Below are 20920 nucleotides of genomic sequence, written 5' to 3'. Positions count from 1 at the left end.
TTTTTTATAACAAAGAATATAACAAATAATGAGTAATATTAAGTTGATAATGTGGAAGATATGTGTATTTGTCAATAAGTGATAGGTAGGATGTTAACAAAACAATATAAGAAAACAGTTTAATAAAATATTTTTCTGTGCAAAAGTACTTGACATCTTATTCTGAGGATGGTAGCATTGGCATTAAAGAAATGCAGATATTGAAGCTGTTTTATTTTTAGGCAAAAAGGAAAAACGTTTTACCAAAAGAAAATAGTAAAATGATATCCTTTTACACTATATTATTAAAGGAGGTATTTCAATGAAAAAAAGAGTTTGGAGCATTCTGATGACGGCAGCACTGGCGGTATCGCTGACCGGCTGTTCCGGTGGGGCAGGAGCGGCAAAGGAGGCCGGGAAGACGGTTGAGACAACCGCTGAGACAACGGCAAAGGCCGCATCAGAGAATGGGGCAGGAAAGGAAAAGGCAGGGGCCGGAAAAAGGGTTTGCATTGTGTATTCCGGAAATTTAGGGGACAAGTCCTATAATGATTCCTGCAATGAGGGGGCAAAAGAGGCTGCCGCGGATTATGGAGTGGAAATTAAAAATCTGGAAGGTACATCTGCGGAGGAATGGGAGGCAAACTTTTTATCTGCCTGCGAGGACGGTTATGATCTTGTTATCTGCTCTTCCTCTAACTTTGAAGAGTACATGAAAGAGCATTGTGCCAGCTATCCCAATGTGAAATTTGCCATTATTGACACCACGGTGGAAGGCGATAATATCGTATCCATCAGCTTCGCACAGAATCAGGGTTCTTTTCTGGCAGGTGCGGCAGCAGCCATGTTTACCCAGAAAACAGACATTGAAGGGGTAAACCCGGACAAGATCATTGGCTGGGTAGGAGGAATGGATATTCCGGTTCTTCATGATTTCTTCACCGGATTTGAGCAGGGAGCAAAATACATAGACCCGGATATTAAGGTACTTCAGTCTTTTGCAGGAACATGGAACGATCCGTTAAAGGGCAAGGAGTTGACTCTGGCGCAGTTTGATCAGGGAGCGGATATCGTTATGAACGTAGCCTCCGGCACAGGCCCTGGAATTCTGGAAGGAGCAAAGGAAGCAGGAAAATATGCCATAGGCGTAGATTTAAACCAGGATAATGACCAGCCGGGAAGCGTGCTGACCTCTATGGTAAAGCGTGTGGACACAGCCTGCTATCTGGCAATCCAGTCAGTGGTTGAAGACACATTTAAGGGAAATTCCACTTCTTATCTGACCATAAAGGAAGAAGGCGTCGGCCTGACCGATTTCAGTGTGATGAAAGAGCATCTGGGAGATAAATTCCCCGAAGATATTGTGGAAAAAGTAAAAGAACTGGAAGAGAAGATCGTTTCAGGAGAAATTGTCGTAGAGAATTATACCGGTTTCGGTGCAAATAAATAGCAGGAACTGAAAAAATGCAGAATGGTTTGGATTTCCTGATTCCCCTCGGGTTTCCAAACCATTTTACAATCATAAGGTACGGGAGAAGGCTACTAACATAAAGAAGAGGGTGAAAGTTTGAGCGAATATGTAATTGAAATGAAGGATATTGTAAAGTCATTCGGAAATGTCCATGCAGTAAGGAACGGGCAGTTCACCTTAAAAAAGGGTGAGATCCATTCTCTGATCGGAGAAAACGGAGCTGGAAAATCCACCATGATGAAGCTGCTTTACGGTATGTATCCCATTGATGACGGAAGCATACGGATCCATGGAGATCATATCCCATCCATCTCTCCTAAAATTGCCATTGAAAAAGGCATCGGAATGGTGCATCAGGAATTTATGCTGGTCAATGAACTGACGGTATTGGAAAACATTATTTTGGGATTTGAGCCCCGGCATGGAATCACCATTGATTTTGATAAGGCAAGAAAAACGGTGGAACAGTATGTCAGCCAGTATGGAATGGATATCCAGCTTGGGAAAAAGATCAATCAGATATCAGTGGGTGAGGCACAAAGGGTTGAGATCATCAAAACCTTAACCAGAGGAGCCAATGTGATCATTCTGGATGAGCCTACGGCAGTTCTGACACCTCAGGAAACCAGACAGCTTTTTGTAATTCTTCAAAATTTAAGAAAAGATGGAAAATCCCTGGTATTTATCTCTCATAAATTGAATGAGGTCATGGAGATTTCTGACCGAATCAGCGTAATGCGTCAGGGTAATTATATTGGAAGCGTAAATAAGGAAGAGACTTCCCCTGTAGAGCTTGCAAAAATGATGATCGGAAGGGAAGTATTTTTAAATATTGAAAAAACCCAGACAAAGCCGGGGGAAAAGGTTCTGGAAGTGAAAGATGTATGGGTCTCCGGAGAAAAGGAGATCTCAAAGATCCGGGGGGTATCACTGGATGTCCGGGAGGGAGAGATCGTTGGTATAGCGGGAATCGACGGAAACGGGCAAAGTGAGCTGATTGAAGCAATTGCAGGACTCCGGCAGGTTGAGAAAGGAAGCGTGCTCTTGGACGGAAAAGAGATAGCGGGCCTTAGTCCAAAACAGATCCGGAAGGCCGGCCTGTCTCATATTCCGGAAGACCGCAATACAAGAGGCTTAAACCGGTCCATGAGCATCAAGGAAAACCTCATAGCCGTACAGGTAGGGGAAGCTCCCTTTTGCCAAGGGGTCGTACGCAATGATAAGGAAACGCTGGAATATGCAAAAAAGCTGTCTGAGGTTTTCGACATCCGTCCCAGAGACCCGGAGATATCCACCCAGTCACTGTCAGGCGGAAATGCGCAGAAGGTAGTGGTTGCAAGGGAAGTTTCTATTGGGGGGAAGCTGCTGGTTGCATCCCAGCCCACCAGAGGTGTTGATATCGGAGCTATTGAATCCATCCGGAAAATTCTGCAGGAGGTCAAATCCAAAGGAATGGGGGTTTTGCTGGTTTCCGCTGACTTGGAGGAGATCTTGTCCCTTTCAGACCGGATCGTTGTCATGCACGAAGGCAGGATAACAGGAAGGCTGAAAGCAGAGGAAGCCAACGAGGATAACTTGGGATTACTGATGATGGGCGGAACTGCATCGGCTGAGGAAAGGGGAAGTACAACATGAAGGTAGCGGTAAAGAGCATACAGAAAATTTTACTTACCATGCTGCTCGCATTGGCAATCGGAGCCCTATTTATCCTATTCATCGGGGAAAATCCCCTGGAAGCCTATGGGGCACTGCTGCGTGGAGCATTTAACGGGAAGCTTAAGATAGGTACCACCCTGGCCAGCTTTACTCCCCTTCTCCTCACCTCCTGTGCTTTTGCGGTCGCTGCAAAAGCGGGAGCATTCAACGTAGGAGTGGAAGGTGAGGTGTTTCTAGGAGGTATTACTGCCGCATATATCGGAATCAACTGGACATTTCTTCCGGCCCCTATCCTCTTAATCGTCTGCTTTCTGGGAGCTATGACAGTGGCGGCATTATGGGCCTTTATCCCGGCAGCGCTGAAGGCTTATTACCGAGTGAGTGAGGTTTGTGTGACCATTCTCATGAACAGCGTAGCCCTGTACATAACCTCTTATCTGGTCAGCGGTCCCATGAGTGCGGGCGTGGCCAATGCCCAGTCTCTGCCGGTGACGGTGAACCTGCCTCAGTTTATGAAACCAAGCAGTGTCAATGCAGGACTTTTCATAGCCATTATCACAGTGGTTCTTATGATCTGGATCTTAAACAAGACCACCTTTGGATATAAGGTAAAAACAGTGGGAACCAACCCGTCTCATGCGGAGTATGTGGGCATCAGTCCCAAAAAGGTTTTCATTCAGTCCATGATGCTAAGCGGAGCATTGGGCGGTATGGCAGGCTGCATTGAGGTTTTGGGAGTTCACGGATATTTCCTGAATAATTTTGCGGCAGGGCTTGGTTCCAACGGCATGCTGGCTTCTCTGATCGTTAAGAACAATATGGTTTTTGCGCCCTTTATGTCCTTCTTCCTGGCGGTATTAAAATCAGGAGCCATGGGGATGCAGCAGAGTACCGGTGTACCAAAATCGATTGTTGACACCATAACAGCAGTTTTCATCATTGTGGCAACCATGGAACTTTTGTTTCAGTTTAAGGATAAGAAAAATAAAAAGGAAAAGAGCAAATAGATGGAGGCAGGACTATGGATTTAGGAAAAATTTTCAGTGTATCCTTGATATATGCAACCTTTCGTTCTGCCACGCCTATTATTTATGCGGCATTGTGTGCAGCCATTACCCAGCAGGCAGATATTCTGAATATCGGAACGGAAGGAATCATGCTGACCGGTGCATTTGCGGCAGTAGCGGTCAGCTATTTAACCGGAAGCTGGCTTCTGGGAGTCGTAGTTGCCATGATCGCAGGGCTTATCATGGCCATGATCATGGCAGTAGGCCATATCCGTTATAAAGCGGAGATCTGTGCTATCGGCATGGGAATCAATTTATTTGCACTGGCGATCACCAAGTTTCTTTTAAACAGCGTTTTGGGAAAAAGCGGTACGTTTTCAGAACCGGGAATCATTGCAATCCCCAGAGTCAGCCTTCCTTTTCTGGCGAAAGTCCCATTTTTAAAAGAAATCTTTGACAACTGGTGCATTACCGAATGGTTTGTTATTGTACTGATCATTCTGATCTGGTTTGTATTTTATAAAACAGTCTGGGGCCTTCGCTTAAGGGCAGTAGGCCAGTTCCCAATGGCAGCACAGACAGCAGGGATCAATGTAAATTCCATGAAATACCGGGCCATTGCCATATCGGGCCTGATCGGAGGACTGGCAGGTGCCCATTTATCCTTGGGATACAGTAAAATGTTTACGGAGAATATGACCAATGCCAGGGGGTTTATGGGAGTGGCTGCTATGTATTTCGGAGGCGCCCACCCAATCCTGACTGCAGCCGGATGTCTGGTGTTCGGATTAACAGATTCCATAGGAGCCAGGCTGCAGGCTTACGGAGTGCCGTCTCAGCTGGTACTATTGATGCCTTATGTGGTGACCATAGCCACCCTGGCAGTATCCATGGCATCTAAAATGGCAAGGGAAAAGAAAAAAAAGAGTGCATTGGCAAAAGCTTAAAAAGGAGAATAATCAATGGAAAAACAGAAAGTTATCCTGGACTGCGATCCGGGACACGATGATGCGGTGAACATATTACTTGCAGGAAAAAACAGCGGGATAGAGGTGCTGGGCATCACAGTGGTGGCAGGAAACCAGTCCCTTGAAAAAACTACAAGAAATGCCCTGAATATCTGTCAGTACTTAGGGTTGGATATCCCAGTCTATGCCGGCTGCGGGCAGCCCATGATCCGGGATAAGCAACTCCTTGCAGGAGATATCCATGGAGAAAGCGGGCTTGACGGTCCGGTTTTTGAACCGTTACAGAGTGAGGAAGAGGCGGAGCACGGGGTACTGTTTCTCGTCCGCACACTGATGGAATCGGAAGGTGACATTATTCTGGTGCCAACGGGTCCTCTGACCAATATTGCCATGGCCATGAGAATGGAACCTCGCATTATACCGAAGATAAAAAGAATTGTACTCATGGGAGGCTGCTATCAGTTGGGGAATGTGACTCCGGCTGCTGAATTTAATATTATAGCCGATGCAGATGCAGCCCATGTGGTATTTACCAGCGGCCGCCCCATTACCATGGTAGGGCTTGATGTGACCAGGAAGGTGCTCTGTTATCCCCAGGTGGTAAAACGAATGGAAGAGATCGGCACCCCGGCCGCCCGCCTGTTTACAGAGCTTATGGGACATTTCAACAAGAGCCAGAAAGAAGTTTTCGGCTGGGAAGGCGGGCCTCTCCATGACCCGGTGACCATTGCCTCCATCATTGATCCGGAGCTCCTGGTGACAAAACCTATGTATACGGAAGTGGATATCAGAAGTGTACAGAGCTACGGCAGGACCAATTGTGACTTCTTTGGCTACAGTCACAGAGAAGCCAATGTGGATGTGGCCGTGGATGTTGATGTGGATCGTTTCTGGGATCTGATCGAGACGGGAATCCGGGCTTACGGTTCGTGAGGTGGATGATGGAAAGGTTAAAAGAAGTACTGGAAAGAAACAGGGAAGAATATGTTAAGTATTTATCAGAACTGATTGCCATAGATACCCAGGATCTTGGACATGGGATCGCCGGAGGAAGAGAAAAAGAGGGACAGGAATATTTAATCCGGCTGCTGGAGGAGATGGGGGCGGATAAAGTAGAAAGAGATCCCATGACAGAAGAGACGATCACAGCCTCCATAGAAACATATGGGGAAGGCAATCATGGCCATGATTATAAGGACCGCTATAATGTTTATGCCGTTTTTAAAGGTCAGGGAAGCAAGAGCCTGATGTTTAACGGACATATGGATACCATGCCTCCGGGGGATGAATCCTTGTGGAATGTGCCTCCTCATGTTCCTGCAATAGTTGACGGCAAGCTGTTCGGCCTGGGAGCTGCGGATATGAAAGGGGGGCTCATGGCTTCCGTCATGGCAGTAAAGCTTTTAAAGGATGCCGGTATCCCTCTTCCTCTTCACGTTCACATCTGCTCAGTGTGTGATGAAGAGGGCGGCGGCAACGGCTCCATTCAGGCGGTCATGAGAGGAAAACGGGCAGATGGAGTGGTGGTCTGTGAACCAACATCCGGAGAGCTGATTCTGGCTCATATGGGATTTGTATTTATGAAAGTCCGGGTCACCGGGAAATCCAACCATTCCGGCGCAAAATGGCTGGGCGTGAGCGCCATTGAAAAGGCAATAAAGATCATAGAAAGACTGAACGAACTGGAGCATGGCTGGCTCCTTGGCCTTAAACACCCCCTTCTTCCTGCCCCTAATTTAAATGTAGGGACCATTCATGGAGGAAGTGCGGGATCCACGGTTGCCGGGGATTGTGAATTTGAAATGTGCATCCACTACCTTCCTGGTCTGATGAGCCATGAGCAAGTGGTAGCTGAGGTCACAGACGAGATCAGGCGCCTGGCAGAAAGCGATTTATGGCTGCGGGAGCATATGCCGGAAATCAGTATTTATCAGGCCGGAGGTCCTTTTGAGATGGAAAAGGGGCCGTTTGTAGACAGCTTTGAAAGAGCGTTTGAAAAAGCGGAAGGAAAACCAGTGGCCATAAAGGGCTCACCGGCTGGCTGTGACTCCAGGCTGTGGAGGAACATATCCGGTTGTCCGACCATTCAGTTTGGACCCGGAAATCTGGAACAATGCCATTCCGTAAATGAATATATTCAGATAGAGGAATATCTTAAGGCAATTCATATCTATGCACAATTGATTTTAGAATGGGGAAAGGAAGACAGGACAGATGAATAAGAAAATACTATTGGCAGGAGAATCCTGGATGAGTTATACTACACATGTAAAGGGGTTTGATTCTTTTTATACCTCTTCCTATGAGACAGGAGAAAAGTGGCTGAAAAAGGCACTGGAGAATGCTGGTTATGAGGTGACATTCCTTCCGAATCACCTGGCATCGGACGAATTTCCATTTACCATGGAAGAATTAAAGCAGTATGATGGGGTCATTCTGTCCGATATCGGAGCAAATACCCTGCTGCTTCCCGTGGCGACCTTTACTCACAGCCGGAAGATGCCGGACCGCTGTAAGCTGATCCGGGATTATGTTCTGGATGGAGGCGCACTTTTGATGATCGGGGGTTATATGACATTTTCCGGCGTGGATGCAAAGGGTAAGTGGCATGATACCGCTGTCCAGGAAGTTCTTCCTGTGGAGGTTTTGACTGTGGATGACAGAATGGAACACTGCGACGGGGCAAAGCCTGTTGTAGGGGAAGCCCATGAAGCCATATCCGGGCTTCCGTCAGACTGGCCGGAGGTATTGGGATACAATAAAACAGTGGCAAAGCCGGAAGCAATTGTACCCGTTACCATAGAAAATGATCCGTTCCTGGCACTGGGAACCTACGGAAAAGGAAGAAGTGCGGCATTTACCACGGATTGCGCCCCTCACTGGGCTCCTCCGGAATTTTGTGAGTGGGAATATTACGATCAGCTTTGGAAGGGGATCTTTGACTGGCTGACGGAGAAATAGAGGGCTTGGAATGAAGAATGAAGGCTGGGAAAAGGAAGCGGTACAGCTTTTAAAGGATTTGATGGGAATCAGGACAGTCAACGGAAAAGACGGAGAGAAGCCGGCTGCGGAATATATCTGTCAATACTTAAACAACCGTGGGGTGAAGGCCTTTGTTCAGGATATTGGAGATGAAAGGGGAAACGTAATTGCCCTGCTCCCGGGAGAGGATACGGACAATGGAATGATCTGGAACGGGCATCTGGACACGGTGGATTACGGACAGCTTGAGAGCTGGGACCGGTCACCATGGACCCCGGTGATACATAACGGGTTCCTCTTTGGACGGGGAGCCAGTGACATGAAGAGCGGACTGGCGGCCATGGTATATGTTCTCGGAATGCTGGGGGAGGCCGGAAAGAAGCCGAAAACCTCCATCCAGTTTCTGGGAACATGTGACGAAGAGCGGGGTGGGACCGGAGCAAAGGCCATTATTTCCGGCGGACATATGATGGAAGCATCGACTTTGCTGATCGGAGAACCTACGGGCTGTACCGTGGGGATCGGACAAAAAGGCTGTATCTGGCTGGAACTAGAGGTAAGAGGTAAGACCAGCCATGGAGCATATCCGGAAGAAGGCTGCAATGCAGTCACCTGTGCATATGAAACGGCCGAGCGTCTGGGAGGCTGGATCCGTGGGCATGACCATCCGTTACTTGGAAGCGCTACCGCCCAGATTACAGAAATCCGGGGAGGGATTCAGCCAAACATGACACCGGATTTATGCACTGTTTTAATGGACATCCGGACCGTGCCGGGACTTACTTATGAAAAGATTCTCTGCCGGCTGGAGACGGTATTTCAGGACATCAGCCAGAGATCAGGAGGAATCCCCAGTCTGGCTATCACAATTAAGAATCACAGAATAAGCATTGAGGCGGACAAGGCTTCCTGGGGAGTTTCCCAGCTGGTAAAGAGCATGGAGGCTGCCGGAATTAAGGAAGCCTATTCAGGAATCTCCTACTTTACGGATGCCTCCATACTGGCGGAAGGAAAAGAAGGGATGACGACCGTCTTATTTGGACCAGGTTCGGCGGATATGGCACACAAGCCCAATGAATGTGTACGCATTGCGGATTACCTTAAAGCAGTACGGGCATTGACAAATATGGCAGCAGTGAGGATAGAGGATGAGAGCGACAATTAAGGACATTGCGAATGAAACGGGACTATCTGTGACGACTGTATCTCTGGTATTAAATGGGAAAGCCCATAAGATACCGGAGGATACAAAAAAACGGATTATGGAATCGGCGCGTAAGCTTAACTATCGGCCGAATCAGCTGGCAGTCAGTCTGGTTAAAAAAAGAAGCAAAACCGTAGGCCTTATTATTCCTGACATCGGAAATGTCTTTTACGCCCATATGGTAAAGGGGATAGAGGAGTGCTGCAGGGAGTATGGCAGAACGCTGATCTTGTGCAACACCAACGATCACCATGAGAGGGATATGGAATATATCCATCTTCTGGCTGACCAGGGCGTAGACGGAATCATCTATGTCATGTCCAGAGAAAGCGATGAGACAGCCGGTAAAGAATCGGTTCGCTTATTAGAACAGCTGCAGCTGCCGTTTGTGCTTCTGGACCGCTTTCTTACGGATGCGGACTGCGCTGAAATAATCCTGGATCATGAACTTGGAGGGTATCTGGCAGCTAGACATTTAGCAGAGCTTGGCCATAAGAGGATCGCCTGTGTAACAGGTCCTGCAAATCTGGCGGATTCAGAAAGAAGATTAAAAGGATATGCCCGCGCTCTGCAGGAATTTCATATTCCTTTTGATGAAAAGCTGGTCTATGAAGGCGATTATACCATGGAATGCGGGGAGCGCGCCGTAGCAGCGCTGATGCAGTATGGATTTACGGCGATATTTGCATGCAACGACCTATCTGCTTTTGGAGTGTGCAGGCAGCTGTCCCAATATCATAAGAAAGTACCAGAAGATATATCGGTGGTAGGATATGATGATGTTTTGTATGCGGAGATGATGGCAGTTCCTCTAACAACGGTCAGACAACCTGTATACGAGATGGGAGTGGAGTCAGTCAAACGGCTGATTTCCCAGATCAAGAAGAAAAAAGTAGAAAATAAGATTGCGGTATTTGAACCGAAATTGATGATAAGAAGCAGTACCGTGGGAATTGAACAGGAGTGCAGTATATGAAAATATTGAATTTTGGTTCTTTAAATATTGATTATGTTTACCAGGTGGATCATTTTGTCAGAGAGGGAGAAACCATATCCTCTGATTCTTTGGAGATATTTTGCGGTGGAAAAGGCTTGAATCAGTCTCTGGCGCTGAGCAAAAGCGGCGTCAAAGTCTGGCATGCAGGAGCGGTTGGGGAGCAGGACGGTGAAATATTGACCCAGCAGCTGGAGCAGTTCGGCATAGATACTAGGAATATTAAGCGGGTAAAAAATAAGACAGGTCATGCCATTATACAAAAGAATCAGGAAGGACAAAATGGCATTCTTTTGTATGGCGGAGCGAATCAGGAAATAACAAAGGATCAGGTGGACCATGTTTTAAATGAGTTTGGGGAAGGGGATTTTCTCATTCTTCAAAACGAAATCAACGAAGTTGGATATATCATGGAGCAGGCATACGGGAAAGGAATGAGAATCGTTTTGAATCCTTCCCCCATGAACCGCAAAATATGGAGTTACCCTCTTCATTGTGTGGAGTTTTTTATATTGAATGAGATTGAAGCCGGGGATATCTGTCAAAAGTCCGGGAGTGGAAGAGAACTCCTGGGTCAGCTGGCTGAAAAATTCCCCAGTGCAAAGATTCTTTTGACTCTGGGACAGGATGGTTCTTTATACAAAGACGGGGATCAGGTGTTTGAGCAAGAAATCTATCGGGTACAGGTGGTTGATACAACCGGGGCCGGAGATACCTTTACCGGCTATTTTATAGGCGGACTTGCTCTGGGAGAAACACCCGGACAGGCTTTGGATCATGCGGCAAAGGCCGCCTCCATTGCAGTATCCAGAGCCGGTGCTGCACCTTCAATTCCCACGAGGGATGAAGTTTTAAATGGATATTAAAGTTAAATGCAAAAAGAGGAAGCACCCGGGAGATCGGATCCCAGGGCTTCCTTTTTATTATGAAGCCGTCTCTCGATCCAGTTCCCGGATCTCACGAACACGCAGCAGAACAGGAAGCAGGACTCCGGCTGCAATCAAACTGAACAGATTCTGCACCAGATTGAACGGAACATTAGAAATAGCAGCCGGCCAGCTGTATACTGCAAGTTCAAATATGAAATAGCCGCCTGTGACGACAGCGCTGCATACGATTCCGGCGGCCAGAAAAGGCAGTACCCGAAAGCCGCCCGCCCGTCCCTTGGAAGGTAGATGTCTGTACAAATATCCTCCTGAAAATGCTGCCAATGCCTTAATGATCAGGGTAGCCGGTGCATAAAAGGCGTAACCGGACAGCAGATCCGCCATCATAGAGCCGATCCCTCCTGCCGCCGCGCCGGCCATTGGTCCTAAGAGCATTCCGCTTAGCAATACCATCCCGTCTCCCAGATGAATATAACCGCTGAATGCAGATGGTATATGTATTACCATAGTAGCTGCAGTGGTAAGGGCTGCCATCAAAGCGCTGAAAACGATTTTTTTCGTTCTGTTGTTGTTCATGTTTTCTCCTCTCGCAGATCATCTTATAATTTTATTAAACTTATCATATAGAAAAACTGGCATTTTATAAATATCCAATTTGAATAAAATTATACATACCAGTTTTGCTTCGGCAGTTTTAGATGCTTAATGAAGAAGGTGCACACACAGCCATACCCGTTTGAGAAGCGGAATGGCTGCGTGTTTTTCCATGTGAGGTTGACAGCAGGAAATGTCCCTGTTAAAATCAAAAAAATCATTTTATCTTTCAAAGGAACCAATGGACGGTACAATAAGCGGTATTTATTATAAGAAAGGAGCGTTTAAAAATGAAGATTGGCGCCATAACGGTGGGGCAGAGTCCGAGAACAGATGTTACAGCAGATATCATGGATATTTTTAACGGCAAGGCAGAAATCCTGGAAAAGGGAGGACTGGATGGTCTGACAAGAGAGCAGATAGAGGAATTTAGCCCAAAGGAGGGAGATTATGTGCTTGTCTCCAGATTAAATGACGGAACCTCCGTTACCTTTGGGGAACGCCATATCATCCCAAGGCTTCAACATGCAATTGAAGAACTGGAAGAGCAGGGAGCGGCCTTTATTATGATGTTTTGTACGGGAAAATTTCCGGATACTTTAAAAGCAAAGGTTCCCCTGATTTATCCCTGTGAAATTTTAGATAGAACCGTTCCTCTCCTGACAGCAGCCTCCTCGATTCTTGTAGTGACGCCATCTCCTTTGCAAATAGCCCAAAGCGAGAAAAAATGGTCCCGGATCGTGAATAAGGTTAAAGTTGTCTCCGGCTCCCCTTATGGAGAATGGAAGAAGCTGGAAGAAACAGCCAGGCTTGTGAAGGATACGGAGGCGGATCTGGTGATTTTAGACTGCATTGGCTTCAGTCGGGAAATGAAACGGCTGTTTACGGAAGAGACTGGAAAGCCGGTGATTCTTCCCAGAACCTTATTGGCCCGCCTTGTTTCTGAATTGACAGATGTTTAAAGTAAGGGAAAAACCGGCAGATATTTATATCTGGCTTCATTACTGTGCATGATGTTTAAATTGTGTATAAAAAACCGTGCAATCTGTTATTTACAAAAAAAATTCTGCTTGATAAAATACTTATCAAATATTCGACAACAGGAACAGAGAGGATTGATAGGATGAGTGACCTGTTATCCAGGGCAAAAGAACTTGAGGATTATGGAATTGATATCAGGCGACGGATACATAAAAAACCGGAAATCGGCTTTGACCTCCCGGAAACCGTAAAGCTTGTAAGGGAAGAGCTTAAGGCCATTGGTTATGAGCCCGCTGCCTGCGGAACTGCAGGGATCACGGCGCTTGCCGGAAAGCCTGGAAAAACTTTTTTATTAAGAGCTGACATGGATGCCCTGCCCATGAAAGAGGAAACAGGGCTGCCTTTTGCATCGGAGAATGGCTTCATGCATGCCTGCGGCCATGATATGCACACCAGTGCATTGCTGCTGGCTGCACGGATATTGAAAGAGAGAGAAGGGGAATTGAAAGGGACGGTGAAACTCATGTTCCAGCCCTGTGAGGAAGGGGTAGGAGGCGCTTTGGACATGGTAAAGGCAGGAGTTCTTGAAAATCCTTCCGTAGATGGGGCAATGGCTCTCCACGTGCTCCACGAGAAGTCCGGAATCGTTGGATATTCCCGGGATACAGCATGCGCTTCCAGTGATATCTTTACCATTACGGTAAAGGGAAAGGGCGGTCATGGAGCCGCACCCCATCTCTGCATTGATCCTATTCATATAGCAGTCCATATTCATTTGGCACTGCAGGCCTTAAACAGCCGCGAAGTAAATCCTGATGAGATGCTGGTATGCAGCATCTGCCAGATAAACGGGGGAACAGCCTCCAACGTTTTTCCGGAAACGGCGGTATTAAAAGGAACCATACGCACCATGAATGAGAAGGTGAGAAGCTTTGCCAGAGAACGTCTGGTTCAGATTGCAGAACAGACTGCCGGCACATTCCGGGGAGAAGCAGAGGTAGAATTTCTCCATGAGGGCGTTCCGCCCATGGAAAATAACGGGGATCTTCTGGAGGCTTCCATCGGTTATATCGAAGGTCTACTGGGAGAAGGAACTTCTAAGGAACTGCCCAGAATGACTGGTTCGGAAGATTTCTCCATTATCTCCCAGATAGTTCCCTCTGTTCTGTATTGGGTGGGAACCGGTTCAGAGGAAGAGGGATACCTTTACGGCGTTCACGATCCAAGAGTCACCTTTAACGAGGAAAGCCTTCACAAGATGGCTGCCATTTATGCCAATACAGCCATCTGCTGGCTGAGAGATCACTCCTGATAACCAGGAAAAGAAAATATCATATGTTACGGATATAACGATAGTTAAAGGCGACTATGCTTTCTTTGACTGTCGTTTTATTAATATACAAGGAAAAGAGGAATCATTATGAAAAAAAGAATTTTAGCAGCAATCCTTACGGCAGCTGTCTCAGCCGGATTAAGCGCATGCGGTTCCGGTTCTTCGGTCACAACGGCGGAAACGACAGCGTCAGCTCAGGTAACAACGGAAGAAGCGAAAGCTCCAGCGGGGGAGCCGGTTTCCGGCGGTGTTATGACTATTTCCCTTTCTTCCTCACCCAAAAACTTAGATCCTGTAAAGTATACGGGAACCTATGAATCTCAGATCATCGGCACAGTATGCGATACGCTAGTGGAATACAATACGGATCTTACGGAAATCCAGCCTGCTCTGGCAAAATCCTGGACCGTAAGCGACGATGGGCTTGCTTATACTTTCACGCTGCGTGACGATGTATCCTTCCAGCCCGGTAAGTATCAGGAAGGAAGAAAATTGACAGCAGAGGATGTGAAATATTCCCTGGAGCGTTCCCTGGAGCTTTCTGCCTTGAAGAGACTGGACATGCTGGATCACTGTGAAGTTACCAGTGATACGGAGGTGGTCTGCTATTTGTCCGAGCCTAATGCTGTATTCCTGACCGCACTGACTGATGCAGGCAATGTGATTGTACCAAAGGAAGAGGTAGAAGGCTGGGGAGAAGATTTTGGTTCCCACCTTGTAGGCACTGGCGCCTTTACTCTTCAGTCCTTTGAGCTGGATCAGCAGGCTGTCCTGGTACGCAATGATAAATACTGGGCTGCAGTCCCTTATCTGGATGGAGTTACCTTTAAGCCGGTCAGTGACGGAAACCAGGCGGTAAATGCCCTTCGCACCGGAGAGGTCAATCTGGCCACCAGCTTAAGCGGCGAAGCTGTTAAAATAGCAAGAGAGGATCCGGCCGTAGAACTTATGGAGATGCCTGGCCTTCACGTTGCTTACATTTATTTTAATCAGGTAAATGGCCCAACTGCAGATATCAAGGTCAGAGAAGCGATCATCAAGGCGGTTAATATCAAAGAGCTTACGGCAGGTGTGTACCAGTATCAGGAAGCACAGCCGGCCAGTCTGCCTCTGCCTCCTGGCTCCTGGGGATATGATTCCAGCCTGGAATCAGAAGTACCCGCTTATGATCCGGAAGGGGCAAAAAAGCTTCTTGCAGAAGCCGGATATCCTGATGGGTTTGATATGAATATTTATATTTCCAACACAGAAGCCAGGATTAAGATGGCAACCTTATTCCAGGCGTACTTAAAAGAAAACTTAAATATCAATGTGAACATTAATACCAGCGAATGGGGCACCTTCAGCGAAATCGCAGCATCGGGGAAAGCAGATGTATTTGCAATGTCATGGACCTGGTATCCTGATCCATATTTCTTTTTAAATAAAATATTCCATACAAGCTCCATCGGCTCCCTTGGAAACGGACAGGGCTTCAGCAACAAGGAAGTGGACCAATATCTGGATGATGCGCTGCTGACCACAGACCAGGAAAAAAGAGCGGAAATTTATAAGAAGGCGCTTGCGGCAATCGTAAAGCAGTGTCCGGGCATCTTCTATGCAAATGAGAATGTAAACTGGGGCGTAAGTCCCAAGGTCCAGGGGCTGGAACTGCGCGCCGACGGCAAAGTTAAGATCTGTACCCCGGATATAAATGTCTGGTTATCCAGGTAACGTTACAGTATAGCCATGCCATTCATCATTTGGCGGATAGGGATATTGCTTAGCAATATCCCTGATTTAAAAGACACAGGAGGAGATATATGTTAAAGACAATTTTAATCAGATGCTTACAGATTATTCCGTCTCTTTTTGTGGTCGTCACGCTGACTTTTGTACTGACCAGAATGATACCGGGTGATCCTGCCAGAGCGGTACTTGGACCTCAGGCATCCGTAGAAGATGTGGAGAAGATGCGGGAAACCATGGGACTTAACCAGCCTTTGGCAGCTCAATACAAGGATTATATGATAAACATTGTAAAAGGGGATTTCGGGACATCTTATTCCTACAATCAGCCTGTGTTTTCATTAATCGCAAGGCGTATCCCAAGTACGCTGCTGATCGCTCTGCCTGCGGTCTTGATCGCTTTAATCGCGGGGCTGTTCATAGGGGTTACCTCTGCCGTGCACCAGGGAACGCTCTTTGATTATGTATTCATGATACTCGCTCTGGTAGGCGTCTCCATGCCGATTTTCTGGCTGGGGCTTATGCTTGTTTTAGTATTCAGCGTAAATTTGGGCTGGCTGCCGGTTCTTGGCATGGGAGATATCTCCAAAGGGCTGGGTGATGTGATCCGCCATATGGTACTTCCCTGCTTTTGCCTTGCAACCATCCCGATGGCCACCTTTTCCAGAATTACCCGTTCCAGCATTTTGGAATCTATTCACGGAGACTCTATCCGTGCGCTGCGGGCCAGGGGAATCAAAGAGTCTGTGGTGATCTGGAAGTATGCCTTGAAAAGCGCTCTGCCTCCCTTAATAACGGTGCTGGGATTGCAGCTCGCCGGCTGCTTTGCCGGTGCAATCCTTACGGAAACCATATTTTCCTGGCCGGGCATGGGAACGCTGATCGTAGGAGCCATTGACAACAGAGACTATGTTTTGATCCAGGGGGCAGTTTTAGTCATTGCCCTGGCCTTTGTAATGATCAATATGTTTGTAGATGTGATTTACATGATCATCAATCCAAATGTAAATTATGAAGGAGGATACTAAATGGCGAAATCACTTGGATTGGATCAACGGTCCCACGAAGAGATATTAAAAAAAGAAAGAAAGTCCAACAGTGCCTGGAGCAAGCTAAAGAGAAATAAGACAGCGATTCTTGGATTGTTTGCCGTCAGCGTAATGATCGCCCTTGCCATTCTGGCTCCGGTAATTACAAACGGAAAGCCAAATGAGATTCATCCCATCGATGCTTATTTGAAATTTTTTGAAAAAGGCCATCTGTTGGGGACCGATGAGTTTGGGAGGGATTTATTTACCAGGGTCTGCTACGGAGCCAGGGTATCCTTACTGGTTGCTGCCGGAGCCACCATTGTCGGCGGAGTGACCGGAGTGATTCTGGGCCTTATTGCAGGCTATATGGGAGGAATTGTGGATGCTGTCCTGATGAGAATCATGGATGGAGTACTTGCCTTTCCCTTTATTTTATTGTCCATTGTTCTAATGACGGTCCTGGGTTCCGGTATTATCAATGTGATCCTTGCCATAGGCATAGCGGAGATCCCACGGTTTGCCAGAGTCGTAAGGGGACAGGTGCTGATTGTAAAAAAGGAAGAATACTGCAATGCCGGAAGGGTGATCGGAATATCCCATTTCCGTATGCTGTTACACCATATTCTGCCAAATACTGTTTCAGAGGTAATCGTGTACGGGACTCTTAATATAGCCAGCGCCATTATTTCGGAAGCGGCCTTAAGCTTTTTGGGGCTTGGCATTGAACTGCCTACCGCCTCCTGGGGCAGCATCCTGCGTTCCGGAAGAAACTGCTTAAATACGGCTCCTCATATTGCAGCCGTATCAGGTACGTTCATATTGATCACTGTGATCGGTTTTAATCTGCTGGGAGACGGAATCCGGGATGTGCTGGATCCTAAAATGAAAAAGTAGGTAATGCATATGGATATTAACAGGATAAAAAAAGATGTGGAACAGTGCATTGAGGAAAAAGGGGAAGAATTATGGGGACTTGCCAGATACCTATGGGAAAATCCTGAGTATAATTTTAACGAATTTAAATCCAGCAGAGCTGTCAGTGAACTTTTGGAAAGCGATGGATTTAAGGTGGTAAAAGGGATCTGCGGCCTGGATACAGCCTTTTGCGGAGAGTATGACAGCAAAAAGCCAGGACCTCATATCGGCTTCCTGGCAGAATACGATGCGGTTCCCGGAATGGGGCATTCCTGCGGCCACAACCTGATGGCAGCAATGGCTGTGGGAGCCGGCATTGGCGTAAAGTCTGTTATCCACCGGCTGGGGGGAAAGATCTCTGTGTTTGGGACCCCGGCGGAAGAAGGGGGAGGGGGGAAGGTTATCATGCTTGAAAAAGGAGCATTTAAGGGCCTTGACGCGGCAATGATTCTCCATTCTGCCAATGAGACGGTAGTCAACGACATTTCCTATTCAAAGACAGATTTAATCATTGAATATCACGGCAAAGGCGCTCATGGCGCCACCTGGCCGGAGGAAGGAAACAGTGCCCTGGACCCTTTGCTCCATTTATTCCAATACATGAATGAACAGCGCCTGCGCTGGAACGGCAGGGGAACAATTCTTGGGGTTATTACAAACGGAGGGAAGGACCCCATCCATATTCCTGATTTTTGCCAGGCAAAATTCACGGTCAGGTCCTTTGATAAGAAGTTTAAAGAAAAGATATTGCAGGAGTTTCTGGAGGCGGGTCAGCTCATTGGGGCCATGACAGGAACCAGATTCCGGTATGAATGGGATGGATATACCTATGAAGACATCCGCAACAACAGCCAGCTTGAAAGGCTCCTTTTAAAGAATCTGGAAGATCTTGGAGAAAAGGTTATGCCAAGGAGAAAAGAACTTGGAATTGGCTGTACGGATGTAGGAAATCTCACTCATGTCATTCCCGCACTCCAATCCTATATTCAAATAGTTCCCGGCTTAAGGGGCCATACAAAGGAATTTGAGGAAGCCTGCGGCAGTATGGCCGGCAAAAGAGCTATGCTGGTGGGTGCCAAGGCCTTGGCATTTACTGCGGCAGATTTACTGTTCTCTCCCAGAACCATGGAAAATGTAAATCAAAGTTTTTCGGAAATGAGGAAAAAATATGAGTAAAGGAGGTGCTGCTGTGGGTGATGTATTATTGACTGTGAATGACTTAAAAACATATTTTTATACGGCAAGCGGCGTAAGCAAAGCAGTCGATGGAGTAAACTTTCGCATAAACCGGGGAGAGATCATGGGAATTGTGGGAGAGTCCGGGTCAGGAAAAAGTGTTGCCTCCTCTTCAATCATCCGGCTTTTGCCGGCCAGAACCGGAAAAATAGTAAGCGGCAGCATAGACTTTGACGGTACGGACGTATTGAAGCTGGGAGATAAGGACCTTCTGGCCTTTCGTGGGCGGGATGTTTCCATGATATTTCAAAATCCCATGACCTCCCTGTCACCGGTATTTAAAGTGGGCCATCAGATGGTGGAAATGATCTGTGCCCATCATAAGGTCAGCAGACAGGAGGCTTACCGCATGGGAGAAGAAGCCTTAAGAAAGGTGGGAATACCGGATGCCGGACGCCGGATGGATTCTTATCCCTATGAACTGTCAGGCGGTATGTGCCAGCGGGTAATCATAGCAATGTCCCTGTGCAGCAATCCCAAGCTGATCATTGCGGACGAGCCAACGACAGCTCTGGATGTGACCGTTCAGGCCCAGGTGCTGGAGCTTTTAAAGGACATGCGGGAGAAAAACGGGATGGCAATCCTGCTGATTACCCATAATCTGGGCGTGGTATGGCAGATGTGCGACAGCGTTATGGTGATGTATGCGGGAAAGACCGTTGAGTATACATCCTGCAGGGAATTGCATCATAATCCCCTTCACCCTTACACCTGGGGACTGCTGGATTCCATGCCAAAGCTGAGCAGCAATTCCGGGGAAGAGCTGGCAACCATACAGGGGACCCCGCCGGATTTAAGATTGACGGGGACCTGCTGTAATTTTTCCAACCGATGTCCTTATGCAGAGGAGCTGTGCAGAAACCAGGTTCCGGACTTAAAGGAACTTGAGCCGGGACATTTCGTTGCCTGTCACAGGCAAAGGGAGGGAAGCCGTCTTTTGCGGGGAGGTGTGAAGCAACATGAGTGAGAAAAGGGTAATTTTACAAGTGAAAGGGCTGTCTAAAGATTTTCAGATAAATGGAAAGAGGCTGGGAAGCAAAAAAGCGGTTCTTCATGCGCTGCAGGAAATCGATTTAGAAATTCATGAGGGTGAGGTGCTTGGCGTTATAGGAGAATCCGGATGCGGGAAATCCACCCTGGGAAGATGCCTTGTAGGCTTACATAAACCAACAGAAGGGGAAATTCTGTTTGAAGGAAAAAGCATACTTGGAGTCAGGGCAAAGGAAAAGCTAAAATTGTGTAAAAACATACAGATGATTTTCCAGGATCCTTATTCCTCCCTGGATCCCAGGCATACTGCGGCTGATTCTGTTTCCGAGCCTATGGTGGTTCACAAAACCGTTAAGGGAAGGGCGGCGATGGAGCAGAGGGTTTTGGAGCTTTTAAAACAGGTGGGGCTGGATGTGCAGCACATGAACCGGTATCCCCATGAGTTTTCAGGCGGGCAAAGGCAGCGTCTGAATGTGGCCCGTGCCATATCCATAAATCCCAGGATGATCATATGTGATGAGCCGGTATCGGCCCTTGATGTGTCCATACAGGCCCAGGTGATCAATCTTTTAAAGAAGCTTCAAAAGGAATATAATCTTACCTATGTGTTCATATCCCATGACTTAAGCGTTGTAAAATATGTCAGCGACAGAATTGTAATCATGTACCTGGGGCGGATCGTAGAAATCTGCAGCGGAGGAGATATCTATAAGAATCCCCTTCATCCCTATACCCAGGCGCTTTTGTCGGCCATTCCTCCGGAAAGCCCTGATGAGGGAAAGGAGAGGATCGTGCTTCAGGGAGAGGTTCCAAGTCCCATTGGGGAGCTAAAAGGCTGCCCAATGGCTGGACGGTGCCCTCAGTGCATGGAACGGTGCAAAAACGAAATGCCGAAGCTGAAACAGCAGGATGAAGAAGGACACCAGGTAGCCTGCTTCTTATACGAAAAAAAGTAAACCGGAAA

Annotated in this window: 19 protein-coding genes; 18 read left to right on the top strand and 1 reads right to left on the bottom strand. The window is 47.3% G+C overall.

Annotation, left to right across the window (positions count from 1 at the left end):
- The first annotated feature begins 301 nt into the window (after nucleotides 1-301).
- From AC27IJ_RS14465 to AC27IJ_RS14420, 10 genes are all read left to right on the top strand, one after another.
- A complete protein-coding gene (locus AC27IJ_RS14465; RefSeq protein ID WP_312445145.1) occupies nucleotides 302-1429 on the top strand; it encodes a BMP family lipoprotein in 1128 nt (375 codons plus the stop codon).
- Between the two features lie 138 nt (nucleotides 1430-1567).
- Nucleotides 1568-3085 (top strand): ABC transporter ATP-binding protein, encoded by a 1518-nt coding sequence (locus tag AC27IJ_RS14460; RefSeq protein ID WP_487149628.1) that lies wholly within the window; start codon nucleotides 1568-1570, stop codon nucleotides 3083-3085.
- Nucleotides 3082-4113 (top strand): ABC transporter permease, encoded by a 1032-nt coding sequence (locus tag AC27IJ_RS14455; RefSeq protein ID WP_487149476.1) that lies wholly within the window; start codon nucleotides 3082-3084, stop codon nucleotides 4111-4113. The genes AC27IJ_RS14460 and AC27IJ_RS14455 overlap by 4 nt, the downstream gene beginning before the upstream one ends.
- 14 nt (nucleotides 4114-4127) lie before the next feature.
- Nucleotides 4128-5060: an ABC transporter permease gene (locus AC27IJ_RS14450; protein WP_312445148.1), complete on the top strand. Its 933-nt coding sequence runs from the start codon at nucleotides 4128-4130 to the stop codon at nucleotides 5058-5060.
- A 15-nt stretch (nucleotides 5061-5075) separates the two neighbouring features.
- Nucleotides 5076-6014, top strand: coding sequence for a nucleoside hydrolase (locus AC27IJ_RS14445; RefSeq protein WP_312502227.1), 939 nt, complete (start codon nucleotides 5076-5078; stop codon nucleotides 6012-6014).
- A 5-nt stretch (nucleotides 6015-6019) separates the two neighbouring features.
- On the top strand, nucleotides 6020-7303 hold the full coding sequence (locus tag AC27IJ_RS14440) for a M20 family metallopeptidase (RefSeq protein ID WP_487149473.1): 1284 nt from the start codon (nucleotides 6020-6022) through the stop codon (nucleotides 7301-7303).
- The gene (locus AC27IJ_RS14435; RefSeq protein WP_312445152.1) at nucleotides 7296-8042 is read left to right on the top strand and encodes a glutamine amidotransferase; all 747 of its coding nucleotides are present in this window, start codon (nucleotides 7296-7298) and stop codon (nucleotides 8040-8042) included. Before AC27IJ_RS14440 ends, AC27IJ_RS14435 begins: the two co-directional genes overlap by 8 nt.
- A 10-nt stretch (nucleotides 8043-8052) precedes the next feature.
- Nucleotides 8053-9228 (top strand): M20 family metallopeptidase, encoded by a 1176-nt coding sequence (locus tag AC27IJ_RS14430; RefSeq protein WP_487149471.1) that lies wholly within the window; start codon nucleotides 8053-8055, stop codon nucleotides 9226-9228.
- The gene (locus AC27IJ_RS14425) at nucleotides 9212-10243 is read left to right on the top strand and encodes a LacI family DNA-binding transcriptional regulator (RefSeq protein WP_312445154.1); all 1032 of its coding nucleotides are present in this window, start codon (nucleotides 9212-9214) and stop codon (nucleotides 10241-10243) included. Before AC27IJ_RS14430 ends, AC27IJ_RS14425 begins: the two co-directional genes overlap by 17 nt.
- A complete protein-coding gene (locus tag AC27IJ_RS14420) occupies nucleotides 10240-11127 on the top strand; it encodes a ribokinase (RefSeq protein WP_312445155.1) in 888 nt (295 codons plus the stop codon). Before AC27IJ_RS14425 ends, AC27IJ_RS14420 begins: the two co-directional genes overlap by 4 nt.
- Nucleotides 11128-11184: 57 nt before the next feature.
- Here AC27IJ_RS14420 and AC27IJ_RS14415 read toward each other — a convergent pair whose 3' ends face one another.
- Nucleotides 11185-11724 (bottom strand): ECF transporter S component, encoded by a 540-nt coding sequence (locus AC27IJ_RS14415; protein ID WP_487149468.1) that lies wholly within the window; start codon nucleotides 11722-11724, stop codon nucleotides 11185-11187.
- 308 nt (nucleotides 11725-12032) lie between these two features.
- Here AC27IJ_RS14415 and AC27IJ_RS14410 point away from each other — a divergent pair, with 308 nt between their 5' ends.
- From AC27IJ_RS14410 to AC27IJ_RS14375, 8 genes are all read left to right on the top strand, one after another.
- A complete protein-coding gene (locus AC27IJ_RS14410; RefSeq protein ID WP_313257165.1) occupies nucleotides 12033-12704 on the top strand; it encodes an AroM family protein in 672 nt (223 codons plus the stop codon).
- Between the two features lie 161 nt (nucleotides 12705-12865).
- Nucleotides 12866-14035: a M20 metallopeptidase family protein gene (locus AC27IJ_RS14405; RefSeq protein WP_487149465.1), complete on the top strand. Its 1170-nt coding sequence runs from the start codon at nucleotides 12866-12868 to the stop codon at nucleotides 14033-14035.
- Between the two features lie 108 nt (nucleotides 14036-14143).
- Nucleotides 14144-15769 (top strand): ABC transporter substrate-binding protein, encoded by a 1626-nt coding sequence (locus AC27IJ_RS14400; RefSeq protein WP_487149463.1) that lies wholly within the window; start codon nucleotides 14144-14146, stop codon nucleotides 15767-15769.
- A gap of 89 nt (nucleotides 15770-15858) precedes the next feature.
- On the top strand, nucleotides 15859-16812 hold the full coding sequence (locus tag AC27IJ_RS14395) for an ABC transporter permease (RefSeq protein ID WP_312445159.1): 954 nt from the start codon (nucleotides 15859-15861) through the stop codon (nucleotides 16810-16812).
- On the top strand, nucleotides 16813-17709 hold the full coding sequence (locus AC27IJ_RS14390; protein ID WP_312502214.1) for an ABC transporter permease: 897 nt from the start codon (nucleotides 16813-16815) through the stop codon (nucleotides 17707-17709).
- Between the two features lie 9 nt (nucleotides 17710-17718).
- Entirely contained in the window at nucleotides 17719-18906 is a 1188-nt protein-coding gene (locus AC27IJ_RS14385; RefSeq protein ID WP_313257168.1) for a M20 family metallopeptidase, read from the top strand.
- A 13-nt stretch (nucleotides 18907-18919) separates the two neighbouring features.
- Complete coding sequence (locus AC27IJ_RS14380; protein ID WP_312445164.1) at nucleotides 18920-19933, top strand: ABC transporter ATP-binding protein; 1014 nt, start codon at nucleotides 18920-18922, stop codon at nucleotides 19931-19933.
- Nucleotides 19926-20912, top strand: a complete 987-nt coding sequence (locus AC27IJ_RS14375; RefSeq protein ID WP_487149460.1) for an ABC transporter ATP-binding protein — start codon at nucleotides 19926-19928, stop codon at nucleotides 20910-20912. Before AC27IJ_RS14380 ends, AC27IJ_RS14375 begins: the two co-directional genes overlap by 8 nt.
- The last annotated feature ends 8 nt before the right edge of the window (nucleotides 20913-20920 follow it).

The organism is Lacrimispora sp. YZC11 (assembly GCF_057543815.1).
The sequence above is the reverse complement of the archived record's forward strand: the minus strand, read 5'-3'. Positions and strand labels throughout refer to the sequence as shown.

Bases quoted from the DNA above. Each gene is read 5' to 3' on its own strand.
- AC27IJ_RS14435 (WP_312445152.1), top strand. From the start codon at position 7,296: ATGAATAAGAAAATACTATTGGCAGGAGAATCCTGGATGAGTTATACT.
- AC27IJ_RS14460 (WP_487149628.1), top strand. From the start codon at position 1,568: ATGAAGGATATTGTAAAGTCATTCGGAAATGTCCATGCAGTAAGGAAC.
- AC27IJ_RS14450 (WP_312445148.1), top strand. From the start codon at position 4,128: ATGGATTTAGGAAAAATTTTCAGTGTATCCTTGATATATGCAACCTTT.
- AC27IJ_RS14415 (WP_487149468.1), bottom strand. From the start codon at position 11,724: ATGAACAACAACAGAACGAAAAAAATCGTTTTCAGCGCTTTGATGGCA.
- AC27IJ_RS14445 (WP_312502227.1), top strand. From the start codon at position 5,076: ATGGAAAAACAGAAAGTTATCCTGGACTGCGATCCGGGACACGATGAT.
- AC27IJ_RS14440 (WP_487149473.1), top strand. From the start codon at position 6,020: ATGATGGAAAGGTTAAAAGAAGTACTGGAAAGAAACAGGGAAGAATAT.
- AC27IJ_RS14390 (WP_312502214.1), top strand. From the start codon at position 16,813: ATGGCGAAATCACTTGGATTGGATCAACGGTCCCACGAAGAGATATTA.
- AC27IJ_RS14465 (WP_312445145.1), top strand. From the start codon at position 302: ATGAAAAAAAGAGTTTGGAGCATTCTGATGACGGCAGCACTGGCGGTA.
- AC27IJ_RS14410 (WP_313257165.1), top strand. From the start codon at position 12,033: ATGAAGATTGGCGCCATAACGGTGGGGCAGAGTCCGAGAACAGATGTT.
- AC27IJ_RS14455 (WP_487149476.1), top strand. From the start codon at position 3,082: ATGAAGGTAGCGGTAAAGAGCATACAGAAAATTTTACTTACCATGCTG.
- AC27IJ_RS14425 (WP_312445154.1), top strand. From the start codon at position 9,212: ATGAGAGCGACAATTAAGGACATTGCGAATGAAACGGGACTATCTGTG.
- AC27IJ_RS14420 (WP_312445155.1), top strand. From the start codon at position 10,240: ATGAAAATATTGAATTTTGGTTCTTTAAATATTGATTATGTTTACCAG.
- AC27IJ_RS14400 (WP_487149463.1), top strand. From the start codon at position 14,144: ATGAAAAAAAGAATTTTAGCAGCAATCCTTACGGCAGCTGTCTCAGCC.
- AC27IJ_RS14395 (WP_312445159.1), top strand. From the start codon at position 15,859: ATGTTAAAGACAATTTTAATCAGATGCTTACAGATTATTCCGTCTCTT.
- AC27IJ_RS14405 (WP_487149465.1), top strand. From the start codon at position 12,866: ATGAGTGACCTGTTATCCAGGGCAAAAGAACTTGAGGATTATGGAATT.
- AC27IJ_RS14375 (WP_487149460.1), top strand. From the start codon at position 19,926: ATGAGTGAGAAAAGGGTAATTTTACAAGTGAAAGGGCTGTCTAAAGAT.
- AC27IJ_RS14385 (WP_313257168.1), top strand. From the start codon at position 17,719: ATGGATATTAACAGGATAAAAAAAGATGTGGAACAGTGCATTGAGGAA.
- AC27IJ_RS14430 (WP_487149471.1), top strand. From the start codon at position 8,053: ATGAAGAATGAAGGCTGGGAAAAGGAAGCGGTACAGCTTTTAAAGGAT.